Source organism: Pseudothermotoga sp. (genome assembly GCA_025060105.1).
Classification (GTDB): Bacteria; Thermotogota; Thermotogae; order Thermotogales; family DSM-5069; genus Pseudothermotoga_A.
In genome coordinates this window covers 176697-197763 of sequence record JANXCS010000001.1, presented here as the reverse complement: position 1 = coordinate 197763, position 21067 = coordinate 176697, and the positions used below count along the sequence as shown (strand labels likewise).

At 43.6% G+C, this 21067-nt stretch carries 21 protein-coding genes; 3 read left to right on the top strand and 18 right to left on the bottom strand.

Annotation, left to right across the window (positions count from 1 at the left end; genetic code table 11):
* Position 1: 1 nt before the first annotated feature.
* Genes NZ875_01005 through dapD form a run of 8 tightly spaced genes read right to left on the bottom strand, consistent with a single transcriptional unit; the run spans position 2 to position 8583 of the window.
* Positions 2–1024, bottom strand: a complete 1023-nt coding sequence (locus NZ875_01005) for a DUF2804 domain-containing protein (protein MCS7174320.1) — start codon at positions 1022–1024, stop codon at positions 2–4.
* On the bottom strand, positions 1011–1883 hold the full coding sequence (locus tag NZ875_01000; GenBank protein ID MCS7174319.1) for an L-serine ammonia-lyase, iron-sulfur-dependent, subunit alpha: 873 nt from the start codon (positions 1881–1883) through the stop codon (positions 1011–1013). The genes NZ875_01005 and NZ875_01000 overlap by 14 nt, the downstream gene beginning before the upstream one ends.
* A gap of 8 nt (positions 1884–1891) precedes the next feature.
* Positions 1892–2551 carry an L-serine ammonia-lyase, iron-sulfur-dependent subunit beta gene (sdaAB, locus tag NZ875_00995; GenBank protein ID MCS7174318.1) on the bottom strand — a complete coding sequence of 220 codons (660 nt, stop codon included), beginning with the start codon at positions 2549–2551 and terminating at the stop codon, positions 1892–1894.
* A gap of 10 nt (positions 2552–2561) precedes the next feature.
* Positions 2562–3572 carry a 6-phosphofructokinase gene (locus NZ875_00990; protein ID MCS7174317.1) on the bottom strand — a complete coding sequence of 337 codons (1011 nt, stop codon included), beginning with the start codon at positions 3570–3572 and terminating at the stop codon, positions 2562–2564.
* 6 nt (positions 3573–3578) lie between these two features.
* Positions 3579–5525, bottom strand: coding sequence for a sodium-translocating pyrophosphatase (locus tag NZ875_00985; GenBank protein MCS7174316.1), 1947 nt, complete (start codon positions 5523–5525; stop codon positions 3579–3581).
* A 42-nt stretch (positions 5526–5567) separates the two neighbouring features.
* Entirely contained in the window at positions 5568–6671 is a 1104-nt protein-coding gene (locus NZ875_00980) for an amidohydrolase (GenBank protein ID MCS7174315.1), read from the bottom strand.
* Positions 6628–7815, bottom strand: coding sequence for an aminotransferase class III-fold pyridoxal phosphate-dependent enzyme (locus NZ875_00975; GenBank protein ID MCS7174314.1), 1188 nt, complete (start codon positions 7813–7815; stop codon positions 6628–6630). Before NZ875_00975 ends, NZ875_00980 begins: the two co-directional genes overlap by 44 nt.
* Positions 7816–7821: 6 nt before the next feature.
* Positions 7822–8583, bottom strand: a complete 762-nt coding sequence (gene dapD / locus NZ875_00970) for a 2,3,4,5-tetrahydropyridine-2,6-dicarboxylate N-acetyltransferase (GenBank protein MCS7174313.1) — start codon at positions 8581–8583, stop codon at positions 7822–7824.
* Between the two features lie 326 nt (positions 8584–8909).
* On the opposite strand from dapD, the gene pfp reads away from it, so the two are divergent.
* The gene (pfp, locus tag NZ875_00965) at positions 8910–10169 is read left to right on the top strand and encodes a diphosphate--fructose-6-phosphate 1-phosphotransferase (protein MCS7174312.1); all 1260 of its coding nucleotides are present in this window, start codon (positions 8910–8912) and stop codon (positions 10167–10169) included.
* Positions 10170–10335: 166 nt separating this feature from the next.
* Here the strand turns inward: pfp and NZ875_00960 are convergent, their stop codons facing one another.
* The 6 genes from NZ875_00960 to NZ875_00935 are packed head-to-tail and all read right to left on the bottom strand — an operon-like array spanning position 10336 to position 15512.
* Positions 10336–10995, bottom strand: coding sequence for an HAD family hydrolase (locus NZ875_00960; GenBank protein ID MCS7174311.1), 660 nt, complete (start codon positions 10993–10995; stop codon positions 10336–10338).
* 56 nt (positions 10996–11051) lie between these two features.
* Positions 11052–12488 carry an aminomethyl-transferring glycine dehydrogenase subunit GcvPB gene (gene gcvPB / locus NZ875_00955; GenBank protein ID MCS7174310.1) on the bottom strand — a complete coding sequence of 479 codons (1437 nt, stop codon included), beginning with the start codon at positions 12486–12488 and terminating at the stop codon, positions 11052–11054.
* On the bottom strand, positions 12485–13816 hold the full coding sequence (gcvPA, locus tag NZ875_00950; GenBank protein ID MCS7174309.1) for an aminomethyl-transferring glycine dehydrogenase subunit GcvPA: 1332 nt from the start codon (positions 13814–13816) through the stop codon (positions 12485–12487). Before gcvPA ends, gcvPB begins: the two co-directional genes overlap by 4 nt.
* 2 nt (positions 13817–13818) lie before the next feature.
* Positions 13819–14190: a glycine cleavage system protein GcvH gene (gene gcvH / locus NZ875_00945; protein ID MCS7174308.1), complete on the bottom strand. Its 372-nt coding sequence runs from the start codon at positions 14188–14190 to the stop codon at positions 13819–13821.
* Between the two features lie 13 nt (positions 14191–14203).
* Complete coding sequence (gene gcvT / locus NZ875_00940) at positions 14204–15301, bottom strand: glycine cleavage system aminomethyltransferase GcvT (protein ID MCS7174307.1); 1098 nt, start codon at positions 15299–15301, stop codon at positions 14204–14206.
* A complete protein-coding gene (locus NZ875_00935; GenBank protein ID MCS7174306.1) occupies positions 15276–15512 on the bottom strand; it encodes a DUF2007 domain-containing protein in 237 nt (78 codons plus the stop codon). The genes gcvT and NZ875_00935 overlap by 26 nt, the downstream gene beginning before the upstream one ends.
* A 57-nt stretch (positions 15513–15569) precedes the next feature.
* On the opposite strand from NZ875_00935, the gene pfkA reads away from it, so the two are divergent.
* Entirely contained in the window at positions 15570–16529 is a 960-nt protein-coding gene (gene pfkA, locus NZ875_00930) for a 6-phosphofructokinase (protein ID MCS7174305.1), read from the top strand.
* 9 nt (positions 16530–16538) lie between these two features.
* Positions 16539–17960 (top strand): pyruvate kinase, encoded by a 1422-nt coding sequence (pyk, locus tag NZ875_00925; protein ID MCS7174304.1) that lies wholly within the window; start codon positions 16539–16541, stop codon positions 17958–17960.
* Positions 17961–18035: 75 nt separating this feature from the next.
* Here pyk and NZ875_00920 read toward each other — a convergent pair whose 3' ends face one another.
* The 4 genes from NZ875_00920 to NZ875_00905 form a co-directional block, all read right to left on the bottom strand.
* Complete coding sequence (locus tag NZ875_00920) at positions 18036–18908, bottom strand: pseudouridine-5'-phosphate glycosidase (GenBank protein ID MCS7174303.1); 873 nt, start codon at positions 18906–18908, stop codon at positions 18036–18038.
* A 4-nt stretch (positions 18909–18912) separates the two neighbouring features.
* Entirely contained in the window at positions 18913–19413 is a 501-nt protein-coding gene (locus NZ875_00915; GenBank protein ID MCS7174302.1) for a nitroreductase family protein, read from the bottom strand.
* A 4-nt stretch (positions 19414–19417) separates the two neighbouring features.
* Positions 19418–20254 (bottom strand): DMT family transporter, encoded by an 837-nt coding sequence (locus NZ875_00910; GenBank protein MCS7174301.1) that lies wholly within the window; start codon positions 20252–20254, stop codon positions 19418–19420.
* An 86-nt stretch (positions 20255–20340) separates the two neighbouring features.
* A complete protein-coding gene (locus NZ875_00905) occupies positions 20341–21030 on the bottom strand; it encodes a zinc metallopeptidase (GenBank protein ID MCS7174300.1) in 690 nt (229 codons plus the stop codon).
* Positions 21031–21067 lie beyond the last annotated feature (37 nt).

Below are 21067 nucleotides of genomic sequence, written 5' to 3'. Positions count from 1 at the left end.
CTCACCAGCGAGCTCGATGTTCTTCCGACCAGCCAAGCGCGTCCTCAACGATGTATAGACTGCCGTTCTCAACCCTAACGAAACCTTTGAATTTACCTATCATTTGATGTGTCTCTGAAGACACAAGTATTAGATTATTCTTTGATCTTCTCTCAAATATCGGGTAAAATTCTAACTCGACTTCGTCGCTCGATTTCGTGTATATATGCCAGGGCTTGAACAAATCTTCGACGTCATAATCAAACGCAACATCACTCTTTATTTTAAAGACTCTTCCGTTCACAAAAATTGCGTTCTCGTTTGTTCCTGTTCCGTCCGTCCATCCTGCACCCAAGTTGATTCCTACAACGTTTTTATTGACAATTGTTGCAAAGCTCGCCCAATTCCAGAAAGTTCTATACTTCCACACACCCCTTCCGAAATCAAGTGTGGCGAACGACCTGCTCACATCGAACTCATAGATTCTGTTTCCAACAATCACTGTACCTTCTACAGGTAACCCAACACATTTAGTTGTTAACTGAAATTTCCTCCAGGACCACGGTACAACTACTGTTAAAGACTCGTACGATGACCAGTAAACCTTAAGTTGTGCATCAACTCGTCCAAGATTGGTATTTGCGACCGAAACATTCATCGAAACACTTTCCTGGTCTGATTGAAGTTCGAGTATTAACCTTCTTGAACGGAACGATACACTTTCATAGATGGTCTCAGGTAAATCACAACCAATTCCAAACGGTGTGATAACCTTCTCTTCGAAAAAAGCCTTACTCTCTAAATCGAGAAAGAAAACAGAAGCTAGCCCAAGATAATCTATGTTAGAAATTGTCACTGAGAAGAAGCACACGTCGTTCATCACAGCCCAGTAGTTCCATTTTTTCTTTCTCAGAAAATGACCACTGACATTTGGACGAATCAAAGGTCTTCTACTCCAACCTAAAGCGGTGGGATTCAGTTTTCCACCAACACATAGATCTACATGATGGGTTATTTCATTGTTAGTTTTGCTAGTTTTCTTCAACCACACCACTCCTGAAAGATTGAAGTATTGAACATGCCGTTTTGGTACCAGCTATGCCACCGCGGCCTGTTTCTCTCAGTTCTTCAGGCAAACTTTTTCCCACTTTTGCCATGGCTTCTACAACTTCATCAAAGGGTATCACACTTTTGATGCCAGAAAGTGCCATCTCTGCTGAGGCTATTGCGACAGCGACAGCTACTGCATTTCTCTTGACACACGGTACTTCTACATAACCACCAATAGGATCACACACTAATCCCATGAGCGATTTCAAACACAAAGCTGCAGCATGAGAAGATTTTTCAGCATCCTGAGTCAACACATAAACGATCATCGCACTCGCCATCGCAGCGGCTGTACCTATCTCAGCTTGGCATCCCGCTACAGAACCAGATATCGAAACAGTTTTAGCAATGATATCTCCAAAGATCCCGGCCACTATTAAACCGTTCACTAGTCGATCTTCATCTATTTGCGTGACTTTAGCAAGCGCATAGATCATCCCGTGCATAACACCACACGATCCAGCAGTTGGACACGCAACAATTTTTTTCATCGAAGCGTTTGCCTCTGCGACTGATAGAGCTGCTACCATAGCTGTGTGCATGAACTCACTCATGACCTTAGGTTCATAAAGTGAGAGAAGATACGCGTTGTTGCCACACAATCCAACCAAAGTCTTTTGAATCTTACCGTAATTATATTCGGCAACTTCTAACATGGTATGTAAAAGCGAACGCACTTTTGATTTCATTTCGAGCGGATCTGAGCCATCTTCTAACATTTGTTCAACCAACACTACCTCATGAAAAGGTTGATTTGCTTTTTGAGCCACGTTCAACAACTGTAAGAATTTCATCTTCTCAATCAACTCCCCATAAGATGATCTTTAGGAACAAAATAGTATTCAAAAACCACATCTAAATTGCGGATTTTCTCGACATTGAATTTGGATTCGTCGAGTTCTATGATGGTCACAGCTCTTTGCTGCAGCATGTTGATTCGCCTTAAATACAGGTTAGCTATGTTCGCATCCACGCAGCTGAGAATCCTCATCAACGCTTTTGGTTCATCTTTATTTATGATGATCAAAGTATCGTAGTTCCAATTCAGATCACAATCAACATCATCTATTTTTTTGATTCTTATTGCACCCCCACCTATGGAACAACCTTCTATTTCATGATAAAGTCCATTGTGATGGAATTTCACACGCACAGTATTCGGATGGACATCCCCAAGGTCAGCCACTTCAAAACTGAATTTCAAACCGATTTGTTTTGCCAACGTGTAAGACTGAGCAATTCTTTCATCATCATAATCTAGATCCAGAATACCCGCCAGCAAAGCCTTCTTCGTTCCATGTCCTTCAGCAGTCATCGCGAACGATCCGTGAAGGACGAAATGAACCTCATCCGGTAGATTTGATATGAACTTTCGTACGAACTTTGCTATTCTCATCGCCCCAAGTGTATGCGAGCTTGAAGGACCAACCATCACAGGTCCAAGTATTTGAAGCAACCCCAAAGGAACCACCTCAGTAAAAGAGTTTGACAAGTACTTTCAGGTAGTCTTCAACAGCTCTGATATTCAACATAGTTTCAGAATACGGTGCTTCCGTCACAGTCAGACCTTTCATACCTACTGCATGGTACACTTTAGCCACTTTAATCATCTCCACAGCTCTGGTAGCCATTAACGTGGCTATCAAGCGATCCATTGCCACTGGGCTACCACCACGTTGCAAGTATCCAAGGTTGGTGTATCTCCACTCCACCCCAAGTTCTTTGAAATTTTTCTCCACAAATGTACCTATAGCTTGCGATGCTGGTGTATCCTTCGAGAGGTTTAAGTTTTCATAAAAATCCTCGGGTAATTTGACACCACTCTCAACAACGATGATGGAAAATTTCTTATGACCTTCGTAACGTACTTTTATTCTTTTGAGAAGATCCATCGGTTCAAAGGGTTCCGCGCTGGACACAACGTAATCTGCTCCGCCTGTTAATCCTCCAACGGTGGCTATCCAACCTCCCGGCCTACCCATGGTTTCAACTATCATCACTCTATGGTGAGATTCCGCAGTAGAATGAAGTACATCCAAAGCATTCTTAACATTTTCAACTGCCGTGAAGAAGCCTATCGAAAAATCACTGAAGGCAAGATCATTGTCTATAGTCGCCGGAATGAGCACAGAAGGCACTCCATACTTTGCAAGGTTCAATGCAGACCTTGCCCCAAGTCTGCCCCCAAGAATCAACAATGAAGTGATCGCATACTGCTCTACTTTCCTCTGAATGGATTTGATCTGTTCTTCAGTTTCTGGTATCAGTAACGATGTACCTAAAATGGTGCCTCCTCTGTGTAAGATTCCAGACACGTTCATCTTAGTCAATACATCAAGATTGTCTTTCAAGAGTCCCTCAAAACCATCTCTGACACCGAGAACTTCAATCCCAAGCTCTGTACTCTTAACTACTATAGCTCTGATGGCTGCATTCAAACCGGGACAGTCATTACCCACGCAGAGAACGGCCGCTCTTTTCATACATCCTTACCTCCCCATCATTGTAGCTATCACTACTGATGTGATTGCCATGAGCTTAATTAGAATGTTTATTGATGGACCAGCGGTGTCTTTGAATGGATCTCCCACAGTATCACCGATGACTGTGGCTTTGTGCGTTATAGAACCTTTACCACCAAAGTGTCCATCTTCAACGTATTTCTTCGCATTATCCCATGCTCCACCCGAATTAGCCATAAAAATCGCAACCATCACACCACACACCGTGGCACCAATTAATAGTCCTGCGGTCCCAATGACACCGATTGTTAAATAAGCCAGGGTGGGTGAACCAATTGCCAGCAGGGTGGGAACCACCATTCTCTTGAGAGCGCCTCTGGTCGCTATTTGAATACATTTAGCGTAATTTGGAAGAGTTTCACCAGATATGATGCCTGGTATTTCCCTTATCTGTCTTCTGATTTCCTCAACCATTTCGTCTGCTGCGCAACCTACAGCTTTCATTGCCAGGGCGCTGAAAAGGAAAGGTAACATTGCCCCGATCAAAGCGCCAACAAAAAGGGTGGGTTGCCTTATATCCAAATTTCCCATGTGAGATACACTGGCAAAATTAGCAAAAAGTGCCAAACTCGTCATGGCAGCGGAAGCTATGGCAAACCCCTTGCCCATCGCTGCAGTGGTGTTACCCACAGCATCAAGCTGATCTGTCACTTTCCTGACTTCTTCTCCCAAACTCGCCATCTGAGCTATACCACCGGCGTTGTCCGCTATGGGACCATAAGCATCTATTGAGAGACTCATTCCTAAGGTGGCAAGCATTCCAACTGCAGCAAGAGCCACTCCAAACAAACCAAGTAACCAATGACAAAAAATCACACCAGCAGCTATCATGATAGTCACAATGAGCGTTGACTCCATACCAAGAGCTAGGCCATTGATCAAAAGATTTGCAGGACCCATTAAAGCGGATCTTGCAAGTTTTTCTATTCTAGCACCAGAAGTGTAATACTCCGTGAGTAAGCCGATCGTGATACCAATGATGATACCAACTAGCACAACAAAAAATTCTTTGAAGCTCTCCTGAATGATCGAGTAAAACATGAGACATACAGCTAGAACTATATTTGCCATGAGTGTACCAATCCTTAGAGTCGAAGCAACATTCTTTGTTTTATCACTGAGAAACCTTGTCAACCACACTGAAAACATGGATGACAACAAACCCATGGAAACTGTGAACATGACGAAGTTAAGCTTACGTTCATCACCTAAAGCGGAAGCCAGAGCGAGGGCGGAGAACATTGAACCAACATACGATTCAAACAAATCTGCTCCCATACCGGCCACGTCACCCACATTGTCACCAACGTTATCTGCAATTACAGCAGGATTCCTCGGATCGTCTTCGGGAAGATTGGCCTCAGTTTTTCCAACAATATCGGCACCCACGTCGGCTGCCTTTGTGAATATACCCCCTCCAACCCTTGCAAAAAGGGCAACGAAAGAAGCTCCCAACGAATAATAACTAGCTTTTGAAACGTCCTTGGCCAATATGTACACTAATACCAATCCCAGCAAACCAAGCGATGAAACTGTTAAACCCATGACGGCTCCACCACTGAAAGAAATTTTCAAAGCTTTTCCAAGACTGGATCTCGCTGCCCAACTCGTTCGAGCATTCGCTTTCGTGGCCACCGCCATACCGAAGAAACCGCTGAGCGTTGAGAGAATTGCACCAACGGTAAAAACTGCCGAAATATACCAATCCAATGAGATACCAAGTAAAATGGATAGAGCAAGAACGAACGGTAAAAAGACCTTGTACTCTTGAAACAAAAAAGATCTAGCGCCTTTTTGAATGATCTCTGAAAGTTGCATCGTTTTTTCATTGCCAGGGCTACTGTCCAAAATCTTCATGGAAAGGAGCAGCACGTAAGCTAATCCCAAAAGTGAAGCAATGAATGCCAAAAACAAAGGGGTGCACCTCCTCTTGTCGAATGTTTCCTGATAGTTATATCATAGCTGATCTTTGCACAATGAATCAAGAATGCCTGTCAAAAAGTCTCCTGCTAGAGGTATCAATTCATCGCTTGGTAAAAACTTTGCGGAGTGCAACCCCTCAATGTGAGAACTTTCTCTGACGCCAAACCAAAACATCAAAGTCGGGAAATGTCTGGAGAAATAACCAAAATCCTCTGCGGTGAGTTTCACTTCACACTGTAGACATTCGATCTCATACTGCTTTGAAATGTTCTTTAGAATTACAAACAAATCTTCGTTAACGTTGACTTCGGGACATTTGGCTCCAAGATCCACATAAACTTTTAATCCTGTTTCTTGTTCGACCATTCTTCCAAGTTCACGTATCCCTTTTACGATTTCTTCTACCTTTTCAAGACTGCGGGCTCTGATAGTTCCCTCAAGGAGTGCTTCGCCAGCCACCACATTCCTTGCTTGTCCTGCGGAAAGTTTTCCAAAGTAAACGAGCGAGTCCTCCCAATCAGAGTTGTAAATACCTTTCAGAAATTCAATGGCTCCACGCAGTGCATCTTTACCAAGTTTGTGCATCGCCACATGAACGGGTTGACCTTCCACTCGAACATTTGCCTCACAAGAAGCACTGAAAAGAACCCCCGGCTTACTCGCAATGACTCCCACTGGATATTCATCCGTAACATGCATTGCCAGTGCAGCCTTTACCTTGAAATCCCACTGAAGTATGTGTTCAACGATGATCTTGGCACCAGCGCCGCTTTCCTCGGCTGGTTGAAAAACAAACAAAAAGTTTCCTCGAAGTTTTTCTTGTATGACACGTCTAACGACACGGCAAACTGCTGCAATATGAAAATCATGACCACACGCATGCATCTTTCCATTTTTTGAGCGGAAAGCATAATCTGTTTTTTCTTCGATAGGTAGGGCGTCCATTTCTGCCCTCACGATGATGAAAGCCTCATCCTTAGCCCTAACAACGGGAGCTAAAACACCCGTACCGATCTTCACAAAATTGTTCATACCCAATTCACGCAAAAATTCAACGATCAATCTCTGAGTGTTGTGTTCTTCGAACGCTAGTTCAGGATTTTGATGAATCAACCTTCTCAGCGTGATCTCGTCCATAGTTCACCTCATCCAAACTCCTTTCGAGCAGATCTACCATCTCTTTAATCTCCTCTAAGGTGATATTGAGAGCTGGAAGGAGCCTCACGATGTTGTTGGAAACAATATTCAGCAAAAGCCCATTTTTCATGGCAGTTTGCCTCAGAAAATTGGTATCCACTCCAACTTCAACGCCCAGCATTAGGCCGAGACCTTTGATCTTTTGAATCAATCTCGGGGTCATTTTTAAAAGTTCTTTCTTGAGGAAATCACCTTTTTTCGCAACTGATTCTATGAAATCATCGCTCAATTTTGACAAGACCACCTTTGCACCTGCAAGTGCAATGGGGTTTGGAGCAAAGGTGGATCCATGATCTGAATAACCAAATACATCTTTCACTTCATCGAGAAACAATGCAGCACTGAGAGGTAAACCTCCTCCCAGTGCTTTTGCAACAGTAACAATATCAGGCTGTAAATCAAAATGCTGATAGGCAAAGAATTTGCCCGTCCTACCAAGGCCGGATTGAACCTCATCTGCGACCAGCAGATACCCAAAATCGATTTTCGCCTGCATGATGAGCCTGGCAATATCCTTACTCAGGACATTCAAACCACCACTGCCCTGGATACACTCAACAAATACAGCTGCAATTTCTGTTCCTCTCTTTTCAAGGAAAAATTCAAAGGATCTCACATCGTTGTAAGGTAAAATAATCACTTCTGGAACGAGGGGTTCAAATGGCTTCCTCAAATTTTCGAATCCTGTGAGCGAAAGTGTGGCAATAGTCCTACCATGAAAATTCTTTTCGAAGGATACTATCAAACCCTTCCGCAATTTTTTAACAGCCTTCAATGCCGCTTCATTAGCTTCAGCACCGGAATTTGCAAAAAATACTCTGCCAGTTCTACCTGTCTTTTTAACTAACTTTTCTGCTACTTCTTCGGCGTCTTCATCGAAGAAAAAATTCGATGTGTGTATATAACGTTCCATTTTCTCGATCATGACTTTCTTGATGTCTTCATCACCATGTCCGAAGGCTAAAACACCTATGCCTGAAAAGGAATCAAAATAACGTTTACCGTCCTTAGAGTATATGTAAACCCCCCTCGCACGGTCTATCTGTATAGGGAAAGGCTTGTAAACCTGACAGATGTGCTCCATACACGATCACCTAATAGTTGTATTCAAATGCCTGAGTGCTTCAACTATTTTAGTCTTTTCTCTTGTTCTCTCGTCGACCCTTTTAACGAATCGCGCAGGTACACCAGCAACAACCGTGTACGGCTCCACATCATTGATGACAACTGCCCCTGCAGCTACCACGGCTCCTCTACCAACTCTTACACCTTCAAGAACTACAGCGTTCGCACCAATCATTACATCGTCCTCCACCACTACTGGTACTGCAGAAGGCGGTTCTAAAACACCCGCAATGACAGCTCCTGCACCAACGTGACAATTCTTCCCAATCACAGCCCTCGCCCCCACAACGGCGTTCATGTCAATCATGGTTCTTTCACCGATCGTGGCTCCAACGTTGATGACAGCACCCATCATGATCACAGCTCCATCCCCAATCTTTACCATGTCCCTTATAATCGCACCGGGTTCTATTCTCGCATTGTACTTCGTTAGATCAGCTAGAGGGAGCGCTGAATTTCTTGCTGTAACCTGCAGATGAAAATCTTCGATGAATTGACGGTGGTTTTCGATCAAATTTTTGAAATCTTCGTAATCTGCTACGACAATACCGAATTCATGGGTGCCAAAAAAGCGTACCGATGAGAAATCAACTCGATCTAGTCTTCCCTTCACATAAGCGATGATCGGTGTTTTTTTCTTTGACTTGCTGATCATTTCGATGATCTGTTCCGTACTTTGAAACTCCACACTCTCGGTACTAGTAATTTCTGCAGGTTCACCCACCATGCTTTCACCCCTCCTATAAAAAAACCGGGCTACCTTTTTCGGTAGCCCGGTGATCTTTCTCCTCCGACTGGTGTGCTACAATGAGCACACACCGCCACAGATCACCGGGCGGTTGCACTTCTTCTCCATCTTCATTTGGACCTTCAAAAACGTTCCAATAAGACCTTCGTTCAACATGTCACAAACACTACCTCTCTTTAGTTTGAATTCTAACCTCATCTAGAACACCAATTGCTGAACAAATAAATAAAACTCTCTGACGAAATTGTTAACCACACGGTCGATACCGAGCACATTTATAATTTTGAAGAGGAGGTGTAGTGAGAATGCCAGAACGTGTTGCAATCTTGGTCGGAGGAGGACCTGCTCCTGGTATAAACAGCGTCATAAACGCCGTAACTATTGAAGCTACAAACAATGGGCTTGAGGTGATAGGAATATACGATGGATTTGAGCATCTCATGAAGGGCAGAACGGATATGATAAGATCGCTCAGCATCTCGGATGTGTCACGAATTCACACTGAAGGTGGCTCGATCCTCAGAACTTCGAGGGCGAATCCAACTAAGAATCAAAAAGATCTTGAGAGCGTTGTCGAAACTTTGAAAAAACTCAACGTGAAGTATCTTGTGACCATCGGTGGCGACGATACCGCCTTCTCTGCATCGGCGGTTTCAAAATTATCTGGGGGTTCAATCCGCGTGGCTCATGTTCCTAAGACCATTGATAACGATCTGCCCTTGCCCGGTGGTATGCCGACCTTTGGGTACGAAACCGCTCGCCACGTGGGTACAGAGCTTGTCTATAATCTGCTTCAAGATTCAAGAACTACCAACAGATGGTACTTCGTAGTGGTCATGGGTAGGAAGGCCGGACACCTTGCGCTCGGAATAGGAAAAGCTGCCAGCGCAACTGTAACGGTCATCGCAGAAGAATTCCGAAAGGAGAAAGTGAGCTTGTCTGAAGTTTGCGATGTACTCGAAGCAGCGATAATAAAACGAAGGGCGCTTGGAAGAAATGATGGTCTTGCTGTGATAGCTGAAGGAATAGGTGAGATACTCGACAAGCAGGAACTTGCGAGGATACCCGGTGTGATTGTTAAAGAAGATCCACATGGTCATATCAGATTGAGTGAAATACCACTCGCTACAATATTGAAAAGAGAAATCCAGAAAAGATTCGCTGAAAGAGGCGAAGAAATGCCAATCGTTGATGTCACACTAGGCTATGAACTGAGATGCGCTAGACCCATTCCGTTCGATATTGATTACACAAGAACACTGGGATACGGTGCGGTTCAATTCCTGCTTGGAAAAATAGAGCCAAAATTGAGTAACGGTATGGTTTGTGTGGACCAAGGCAGAATAACTGTTTTACCCTTTGAAGAACTGATAGATCCTAAAACTGGAAGAACCAAGGTACGCTTAGTAGATCTAAATTCTGAACATTACAAGGTTGCGAAGAGTTACATGATAAAACTTACAAAGAGAGATCTGGAAGATCCCACTATGCTCTCTAAACTGGCTTCAATAGCCAAAATGACTCCGGAACAATTCGCACAAAAATTTGCAAACATAGCGGATTGAACCCCGGCTTCAAGCCGGGGTTTGTTCATTTCTTGCCCTTCTTTTCTTCTTTCTTTGGAGCTTCTTGTTTCTTTTCTTCCTTCTTCTGACCGCAAGCCATCTTTTTTCCCCCCTTTCCCGTTCTAAGCAGTCAGGCGTGAAGAAGTTTTATTGTGAATGCTCGATATCAATCAAAAAACCACTCACGTGGATCTTTTTTACCATCTTGAGAGAAGAGCTCAACTGGTTTATATTTCATGCCAATGCTAACACAAGATCCATCGAGAAAATCGTCGTTGCCAACCATCAAACAATCCTTCGGCTCTATAGATAAGACCTTGCAAATCTCTAAGTAATACCTCGGATCGGGTTTGCAATAGTGCGAGTTCTCCATGAAACTGATGTGATCAAAATTTGTGGCATCCAAGCCAATCCAGTTCAACTGCTTTTCTACAGCTATTTTCGGAAAGATAGGATTCATTGCTAACACTGTATATAAACCAAATCTCCTGGCTTTTTTGGCAGACTCTACGACCTTTTGATTCGGCTTAACCAAACTTGCGAGCTCATCGAATTCACCGCCGGCATAGAAATCTTCAAAAGCTTCTCTCCAATCCACCTTCTCAACCTTGCTCGATAAACACTTGAGAAGCCTTTCATAATTATTTGTGAACCCATCGGCACACTTCGTTATATGTACTATGCAATCTAAAAGATCAGCTTGGTCTAAAGCCACTTTGTACCTCTCAACGAGAAAAACGTTCAGCATGAAAAAATAATTCTCCATGAATCGATCTTCATCAATGAGTGCAAGCGTTCCACCATAATCTAGCAGCAGAGCTTTCATTCGTATCACCTCACTTTTCCCTCTCTCGCCCCCTCTTGAACAAGTTTTTTGAACGATCAACGGTGTCTGTAGATCGGATTTTTAGTTGCCCCGGTATCGTCCAATCTCTTTACAGGAGTATTGTGTGGAGCATTCCTAACAAGATCAGGAGTTCTAATCGCTTCATCAACAATTTTACCCATAATTTCTGCAAATTGATCAAGAGTTTGTTTGCTCTCTGTTTCGGTAGGTTCAATCATCATGGCTTCGTGAACTATCAGTGGAAAATAAACCGTTGGTGCATGAACGCCGTAGTCCAACAGTCGCTTAGCTATGTCTGAAACACGCACACCAGTTTTTTTCACAAACTCACTCCCGTCAACCACGAACTCATGCATACAAACTCTTTCTGAAGCCATTTTGAAGTATTTGGAAAGTAACTTTCGTAAATAATTAGCATTCAACACTGCCATTTCACTAGCATGCTTTAACCCATCTCTTCCCATCATCAATATGTATGAATAAGCTTTCACTAAAACTGTGAAATTACCATAGAAACTCCTCATTCTTCCGATACTATCTGGTAAATTGTAGTCGAGGTAGTATGATCCATCCTCAGATTTTCTGATCACCGGAATCGGTAAAAATCTCGCCAGAAATTCCTTAACACCTACAGGTCCACTGCCAGGCCCCCCCATTCCGTGAGGAGCAGAAAAGGTCTTATGGAGATTCAGATGTACCACATCGAAACCCATATCGCCTGGCCTGAACCTTCCCATAATGGCGTTCAAATTTGCTCCGTCGTAATAAAGTAAAGCGCCAGCTTCGTGAACGAGTTGTTCAATCTTGAAAATATCTTTTTCAAACAAACCAAGTGTGTTTGGATTAGTGAGCATGAGAACGGCCACTCTTTCATTCAAGTATCTTCTGAGTTCCTCGATGTCCAAGAGACCTTCTTTAGTAGATTTCAACTCTAAAACTTCGAATCCAGCCATAGCTGCAGAAGCTGGGTTTGTTCCGTGGGCCGAATCCGGTATCAAGGCAACCGTTCGTTTAGTATCTCCTTTTGAAAGATGATAAGCTTTCACTATGAGCAAACCAGTCAATTCACCGTGAGCACCAGCAGCTGGTTGAAGCGTCATGTCATCCATGCCAGTTATTTCACACAGAGCTTTCTTGAGCTCATACATCAGTTCTAGAGCGCCTTGCACTGTTTCGAGTGGTTGGTATGGATGTAACTCAGTGAAACCCTCCAATGAGGCGAGAAACTCGTTCAATTTTGGATTGTATTTCATTGTACACGATCCTAGTGGGTAAAATCCTTTATCGACAGAGTAGTTCTTTGAAGCAAGTTCGGTATAATGCCTCACCACATCAACCTCATTGAGTTGCGGCAAACCTAAATTTCGAGTTCTAACTAAATTCCCTGGCAAATCCATACTTTGAAGGTTCACGTCAGATTCGGGAAATTTGAAACCAATTCTTCCATTCACAGATTTCTCGAACACCGTCATTTCAAACCACGCTCCAGCATATTCACCATCGAATCTATACTCTCCTTCGTATTCACTTCAGTTGCGCAAGCGAGCGCGAGACTTTTGTATCGCTCATCGAACCACCCGAGAGGTAGAGGTCCCAAAAATCCTTCCTTGAAGATCTCTTTCCAAACTTTCTCATAATTTTCGCCGACTACAACTACAAATTCGTTGAAAAAAGACCCTCCGAACTTTAACTTGAACCCTCTTTCTTGAAGTTTCATTGCAAAATAATGCGCGTTTGCATGGCTTCTCCTTGCTACTTCACGCAAACCTTCTGGTCCCATGAGACTCATGTAAACCGCATTCGTTAAGGCCATCAAAGCGTGGTTGGTGCATATGTTAGACGTAGCTTTCTCACGCCTGATATGTTGTTCTCTGGTTTGAAGTATCATCACATAACCTGTCTTACCTTCCACGTCTTTGGTCCTGCCTATGATCCTACCAGGCATTTTCCTCACGTGTTTTTCCAGCGTCGCGAAAAAGCCAACTGTTGGACCTCCAAAATTTGGCGGTATCCCCAACGGTTGACCATCCCCCACTACGATGTCCGCACCAAAACTCCCTGGTGGTTCGAGCAGCGCAAGTGAGATGGGTTCTGCAATCACTATGAAAACGATATCTTTTGCAATTTCTCGAATAGCTTTTAAATCCTCGATGATGCCGAAAAAGTTTGGATACTGTACTGCTACTGCGGCAGTATCCGCATCAAGAAGCTTCGAGATAATGTTCAGATCTGTTGTACCTCTCTCATCAACTGGAACAAGCTCAAGTTTCAATCCAACACCCTTGGAGTACGTTCTACACGTTTGAATGTACTCCGGATGGATGCCTTCACTCAACAGTATCTTAGTTTTACCGTTTATTCTGTAAGCCATCAATACTGCTTCAGCGAAAGCACTGGCACCATCGTACATAGAAGAATTTGCAACTTCCATTCCAGTAAGCTCACAAATCATCGTTTGATATTCAAACAAAGCCTGCAGAGTACCTTGAGAAACTTCAGCTTGGTAGGGAGTGTAGGCTGTTACAAATTCTGGCTTTGAAACAATGGCTTTCACAGCATAAGGGATATAATGTACATATACACCAGCCCCGGCGAATATTTTTTCTTTCTCCAATATCACATTCCTGTCAGCCAATTCTTTCAATCTCTTGGCTACAGTGAATTCATCTTGACTTTTTGGAAGGTTCAGTTGATGCACTGTAACTGGCACATCTTTGTAGAGTTCCTCTAAAGAATCAACACCTATGGTTCTTAGCATTTGTTCTATCTCTTCTTTCGTGTGAGGAATGTATGGAAACATAATCAACCTTCCTCCTCGCAGAACCTCCTGTATGCTTCATCATCAAGGAGATCCGATAATTCTTTTAGATCAACAATCTCGATCTTCACCAACCATCCTTCTCCTTCTGCATCTTTGTTGATCAACTCAGGTTGATTGGAAAGCTTTTGATTCACTTCGACGATTTTTCCACTGACGGGCGCATAGACATCGCTTGCCGCTTTAACTGATTCGATACTCATGAAAGCTTCACCTTTTTTCACGATTTTACCAACCTGTGGTAGCTCAACATAGACCACATCACCCAGTTTTTCTTGTGCATGGTTGCTTATGCCCACAATCGCTATCTTGCCTTCAACTTTAACCCATTCGTGCGTCTTTGTGAACCTCATCATCTGCGCCACCTCCTCAAATTGATGTGCTCTTTACGGACCCCCTGTAAAAAGGAAGTTTCACAATTTCCGCCTCAACCTCTGTTCCTCTAAGATCAACTGTCACTCTTTCTCCCAGTTTTAGGGAAGCATCTAGCATAGCCAGCGCGATAGAAGCTTGCAGTGTGGGAGAGAAAGTACCACTTGTGATCATCCCAACTTGATTACCGTTTTTTAAAACACGCATACCATGCCTTGCGATCCGTTTACCTTCAAGTTTTAAGCCCCTGATACGTCTCGTTACACCATGTTCCTTTTGCGCAAGTAATGCTTCTCTCCCCACGAAATCTTTGTCAAACTTCACCACCCATCCGAGTCCAACTTCGAGTGGGGTTGTATTTTCGTCCATATCACTGCCATACAACATGTAAGAAGCCTCTAATCTGCAGATGTCCCTCGCACCAAGTCCAGCGGGTTTCAATTCGAATTTTTCACCTATCCGAAAAAGATTCTGCCAAATATGTGGGGTGTCTTGCCAAGAGCAACAAACCTCAAAACCATCTTCTGCTGTGTAACCCGTCCTGCTGACCATGCATTCTTTCCCAAAAATTACAGACTTAGTGAAGTGGTAGTATCTCAAAGAGGTTACCTCCGAAGACACGCAAGAAAAGAGTGCTTCGCTCTTCGGCCCCTGAACTGCGATGAGACCGTAGCGATCGGAAACATTCTCGACTTTGACATTGAACCTCTTTGCACATGAACTGATCCAATTGAAATCTTTCTCAACGTTTGCAGCGTTTACGATCAACAATGCTTCGTCTTCGGCTATTTTGTAAGCAATTAAATCATCGATTATACCTCCATTTTTGTTGCAAATGACTGAATACATGGCTTGTCCGACAGTCAAAGTACTGAACGCGTTCGTCAACAACCAATCTAAAAACTTTACCGTGTCTGGTCCCACTATCGATATCTCACCCATGTGAGAAACATCGAAAATTGCTACGTTCTTCCTCACAGCTTCAACTTCTGATACAATATTTTCATACTGAAGAGGCATCATCCAACCTGAAAATTCAATCATCCTTGCTCCAAGTTTTATGTGTTCATCATACAACGGTGTCCTCTTCGCCACTTTTCTGCGCCTCCTCGATCAAAGAACGTGCTTCTTCAAATTTGTCTTCCAGCACGAGTAAATCCACAGTACCACCTTGACCGAATATAACTGGATCGAACAGTTTTGAAGGTCTCGTCAGAACTTGAATACCATTTTGTTCAAGGATGGATTTCATCATACTCGCAAGAGGGATATTCACACCTTCAACAAGTACCTTCCACAACTTCATCACCTTCGACTTGGTATAATTCTTCCAGTGATAATTCTAACACCTGGGGGTATCAGCATGAAAACAATAGGCGTTTTGACAAGTGGAGGAGATTCACCAGGCATGAACGCAGCAATTAGAGCTGTTGTACGCTATGGGGTCAGAAATGGACTGAAAGTTTTTGGAATTGAACGAGGTTACTGTGGTTTGATCGATGGAGCCATCAAAGAATTGAACTTTGCGTCCGTCGCTGGTATCATGGAGAAAGGCGGGACAATTTTGAGGACGAGTCGCTGTGGAGAATTCTTTACAAGAGAAGGTCGAGAGAAAGCGGCCAACCAACTTGCGAAATTCGGTATAGAAGGCTTGGTCGTAATAGGGGGCGAGGGAAGTCTGACAGGTTCCGTAACGTTCCACAAAGAATTCGGTGTGCCAGTGATAGGTGTACCAGGTACGATAGACAACGATATCGCACACACCGACATGTGTATTGGTGTTGATACTTGTCTCAACACAGTCGTCGATGCAATACAGAAGCTTAAAGACACGGCCACCTCACATGAGCGCGCGTTCATAGTGGAAGTCATGGGAAGAGAATCTGGGTACATCGCACTCATGTCGGCCATCGCCACAGGTGCAGAAGCAGCGATAATCCCAGAAGTGCCCATAGATTTTGACCAACTCGCAGAGAGATTACTTGAAGAACGAAAGAGAGGAAAATTAAACTGCATAGTCGTCGTCGCAGAAGGTGCTGGAAAAGCAGAAGAAGTGGCACGCAAGATTTCGAACAAAATCGGTTATGAAACGAGAATATCTATATTAGGACACATCCAAAGGGGTGGAAGTCCAACGGCTTTTGACAGATTGCTTGCCACGCGCATGGGTGTACGAGCTGTACAAGCTCTGCTTGACGGAGAAAAATGTGCGACAACTGTCCTCAAATCTGGGCAAATAACATTGATTGATACTGAAGAAGTAATTTCGACCAAGAAAAAATTGGACCTATCACTTTATGAGATGTGCATGACGCTATCCTGAGGGATCAACATGACGAAGACAAAGATCTTGTGCAGTTTGGGTCCAAAGAGTGAAAACGTTACTACCATAAGGGAACTGCTGAAGGCTGGCGTGAGTGGTTTCAGATTGAGTGCAACACATTATGAACTGGATAGGCTGATCCAGTTGGTGAATTTGCTCGATGAAGTCAGGATGGATTCTTCTAAACCTTTCTCAATCATTGTAGACCTACCTGGTTCCAAACTGAGAATTAAGCTCCCTGCAAGCTTGGAATTTTTGGAAGTCCGGGACGGAGAAAATGTTTTAGTGAGTGAAGCCGAGTTACAAACCAGCAAAAAATATGTCATTCTAAGCGAATCGAGGGTGATTCAGCAGATCAATGAAGGTGATGTTGTACTTTTAGATGATGGCAGATTGCAGTTAAGAGTCGTTAAGAAGTACGGGAAATATGTTGATTGCTTCGTTGAAAGAGGAGGAAAGATCAAGAAAAACAGCGGTGTGAACTTACCGACAGTGAAGCTATCGATTCCTTCTATCACTGAAAAAGACAGATACGTTATAAAGTCCACTTCGAATCTTAGAATAGATTATTATTGTCTCTCCTTCGTTAGATCTTCCAAAGATGTGTATGAACTCAAGAATTTACTCGAAACGTTAGATTCTCCTTCTGCCGTTCTGGCGAAAATTGAAACCAAAGAAGCTTTAGAAAATTTTGAGGAGATATGTAAAGCAAGCGACGGCATCATCATCGCGAGAGGCGATCTAGCTGTCGAAACCTCGTTGGAGAATTTACCGATTTTACAAAAAATGCTGATCTCGAGGGCTTCAAGATTCAGAATACCCATTATAGTTGCCACGCAGCTGCTCGAGTCGATGGTCGAGAACACTCAACCAACTCGTACTGAAGTTACCGATATAGCCAATGCCATTCTAGATGGAGCCGATGGTTTGCTGTTGACCATAGAGACTGCTATCGGTGAAAGACCAGTTCTAGTAGTAGAAACGATGAAAAAAATATTGAAAAGTGTGGAAGAACACTTGGACGAACTTGGAATTTGGTTTGAAGCTAGGCGACGTGAGCAATCAACTGATACTTCAGACGCCATCGCAAAGAGTTCGTACGAAATCGCTAGGGAAACTCACGCAAAACTAATCATCGCGTCCACCGCTTCTGGAAGCACCGCACGACGAGTTTCTTACTTCAGACCAAATTGTCCCATTTTAGCTACTACACCAAAAGAGTCAACGTATTTTCAACTCCCCATCGTGTGGGGTGTGGTGCCTGTGCTTGTCCCAGAGGCTTATTCGGTGGACATCGTGTTACACGTTGCTGTTGAAAAAGCGAAAACTTTAGGTTATGTGGAACCATCCGATGTTGTCATCATAACACTTGGAACCCCATGTGGAGTGGTGGGCACAACGAATATGCTCAAAGTTCACATCGTTGAATGACTGCTTCTTGAAGTTCGAAAACAATGCGGTTGAATTTTCGTAAAAAAATTTAGACGGTGCTTTTTCTAAAACTGACTAACATTTGCTTCTACTTTCACGTTGCGAAAGTTCACTGACGATCTCACAAGCTAGCGAGACGTTGTTTTTCAAAAGCTCGATGTTGCTTCTCACCGTTTTCCCATTAGAAACTTCGGCGAGCTTTGATAACAAAAATGGGGTTACCATTTTACCCTCGATTCTTGCTCTCTTAAGTTCTTCCTTGGCAACTTTCTCCCACTCAGCGAATTCCCTATCACTTATTTCATGATCCAAAGGGATGGGATTGAGGACCAAAACAGAACCAGATAAGTTCAGCCTACATTTGGTAAGGTAAATCTCGGCTATTTCCGAAACACTATCCACCCTTTGAACGGGTATATCAGTTTGGCGAACGAAGAAGGCTGGTAATTTGTCAGTTTTGTAACCCAGAATCGTGACTTGCAGAGTTTCGAGCATTTCAACGGTTGCTCTAAGATTGAGCACTGACTTTGGACCAGCACAGACAACGATCATACGGGTTCTTGCAAGCTCTATCAAATCCTGGGAAACATCCCACTCTTTCGTATCATGCACACCACCGATCCCACCAGTAGCAAAGATCTCTATACCGTGCATCGAGGCAATGCGCATCGTGGCACTAACCGTAGTGGCTGCCCACGCCTTCTTTACTACAGCTATTGGGATCTCTGCAACACCAACTTTCATGACGTCATCTCTAAGGCCCAGTTGAACTATTTCTTCCTTGGTCAACCCTACTTTCACATTGCCAGCTATTATTGCAACAGTCTTCGCTTCACACCCCTTTTCTTTTGCTATTTCCTCCAGTAATTGTGCTATCTGAACGTTCAAAGGCTTGGGAAGGCCATGTGCTATGACCGTCGATTCGAGTGCAAGAACCTTCTCGCTCATTTTCTCACCACGTTTCGAAATGAATTCTCTCTGGCTTGAAACGATCAACCGGTTTTGGCACCTCCGCGGGGTAACCTACAGGAACGAGAGAGAAAGGTATAACGTTCTCAGGTAAACCGAAAAGTTCTTTGAAGGCTCTAACGCGCGCTTCATCCGGGTAGATACCACACCACACAGAACCCAATCCCAGCTCTGCCGCTCTGAGCAAAATATTGAGTGTAGCTGCTGAACAATCTTGAACCCAAAAACCTTTGTACTTCTCAAGGCTCAAATCACCACAGACTAGAATTGCCACAGATGCTTGCAAAACCATTCGGGCGTACGGGTGGATCTCAGCTATTTTTTGTCTTTTGTCCTGAGATTTGATCACAACAAAGTGCCATGGTTGCTCATTACCAGCAGAAGGTGCATGCATGGCTGCTTTCAAAAGCTCAATCACAAGTTCTTCACCCACATCTTTCGGTTGATATTTTCTAACGCTTCTTCTCAGATAAATAATGCTCACAAGATCACCTCCTTTTCATTTTCATATTTCCTAAAACAGATGCTACAACAAGAACGATCATGCCTAAAAACTGTGTCGTTGTGACCTTCTCTGAAATCAAAAAGAAGGCGAACAGAGAAGCAAATACCGGCTCGGCTGTGTAGATGAGCGCCGCAGAATTTGAACCAACGCAAGCTTGAAATTTCAGCTGAGCCCACAGTGCGATCACCGTTGCAACGATTGAGGTGAAGAGAAGAGCTATGACATAGCTTACTTTGAATCCAAACGAACCTCCAAGTGGAGATAACAACAAGTTAAAAAGAGCCGTCAATAACAGTTGTGGCAATAGCAGAGTGGATTCTTCATATTCCTTCCGATTCGTGTAGTGGGTAACGAGGACAATTTGAATCGCAAAAGCTATCGCGCAAAACAGAGTCAAAAGATCGCCTAAATTGAAGGGATCATTTGAAGGGCTGCTTAGAAGATAAAGTCCTATTATGGACAAGCAAAAAGAAATCATTTGAAGTCGCGAGGGTTTAACCCTCTCAATCAACAAGGAAAAAACCGGCACAAACGGTATGTACAAAGACGTAATGAATCCACTCTTAGTTGAACTAGTCAACTTCAACCCACTGGTTTGTGTGGCATAACCTATACCCAAAAAAAGTCCTAGGATTAACCCTTCTTTCCAACGTGGTTTTCCCCTGAGGATAAAAAAGGTGAGCGCACTTGCGAGAGCAAATCTCAAGAAGTTATAAAAAAAAGGATTCGATCCAATCAACGCTACTTTCTGAACTGGAAACGTCAAACCCCAGGCTACAGTGATAGAGAGTAGCACCAAGATGGCTTTAGCTCTTCCCATGATCTTCACAACTCACCTCCAAAGTCAATGCTACTAAAAATAAGAGCCACACCGAATGTGTGGCTCCGAAGAAGCTTTCTGGTTGATCAATCTCTTCTAGTGAAAGCGCCAGCGATGAGCAACATTCTCAAAAGTTGTAGAATCGCTGTTGCTGTAGCAGCAACATATGTCAAGGCAGCGGCGGAGAGAACTTTTCTTACCCCTTTCAATTCTTCCTCAGACATCAGTAAGTTCTCTCTCAACAGCTTGAGAGCTTTCCTACTGGCATCGTATTCGATAGGCAGCGTGATCAAACTGAAGAGCACAGCCAGTGAAAATAAGACTATTCCAAACTGCCACAGCCCAGGTAGCGCAAATATGATACCCATGATGAAGAGTATCCAGGCCAATGAAGAACCAAGGCTTGCGACCGGTGCTAGAATCGTTCTGAAAACCAGCAAAGGATTTCTCTGTGCATCTTGTATAGCATGCCCTATTTCGTGTGCGACGACGCCGAGGGCCGCAACCGACTGGCTCGCATATGTTGAGGAGGATAACCTTACGACCTTTTTCCTTGGATCGTAATGGTCTGTCAGGTGACCGGGCATGGCCTCAATGTGAACATCGTAAATTCCTGCTATTTCGAGCAACCTCATCGCAAGTTGACTTCCAGTCAAGCCTACAGAGGCTTTGACTCTTGAATATTGTGAAAAAGCCGAACTCACTTTGATCTGAGCCCACAACGCGAGTATCAACGCAGGTATGAGTAACAAGAACGTTGGATCATAGAAGAACACGACACACCACCTCCTTCATACCAAATTCTAAGACGGC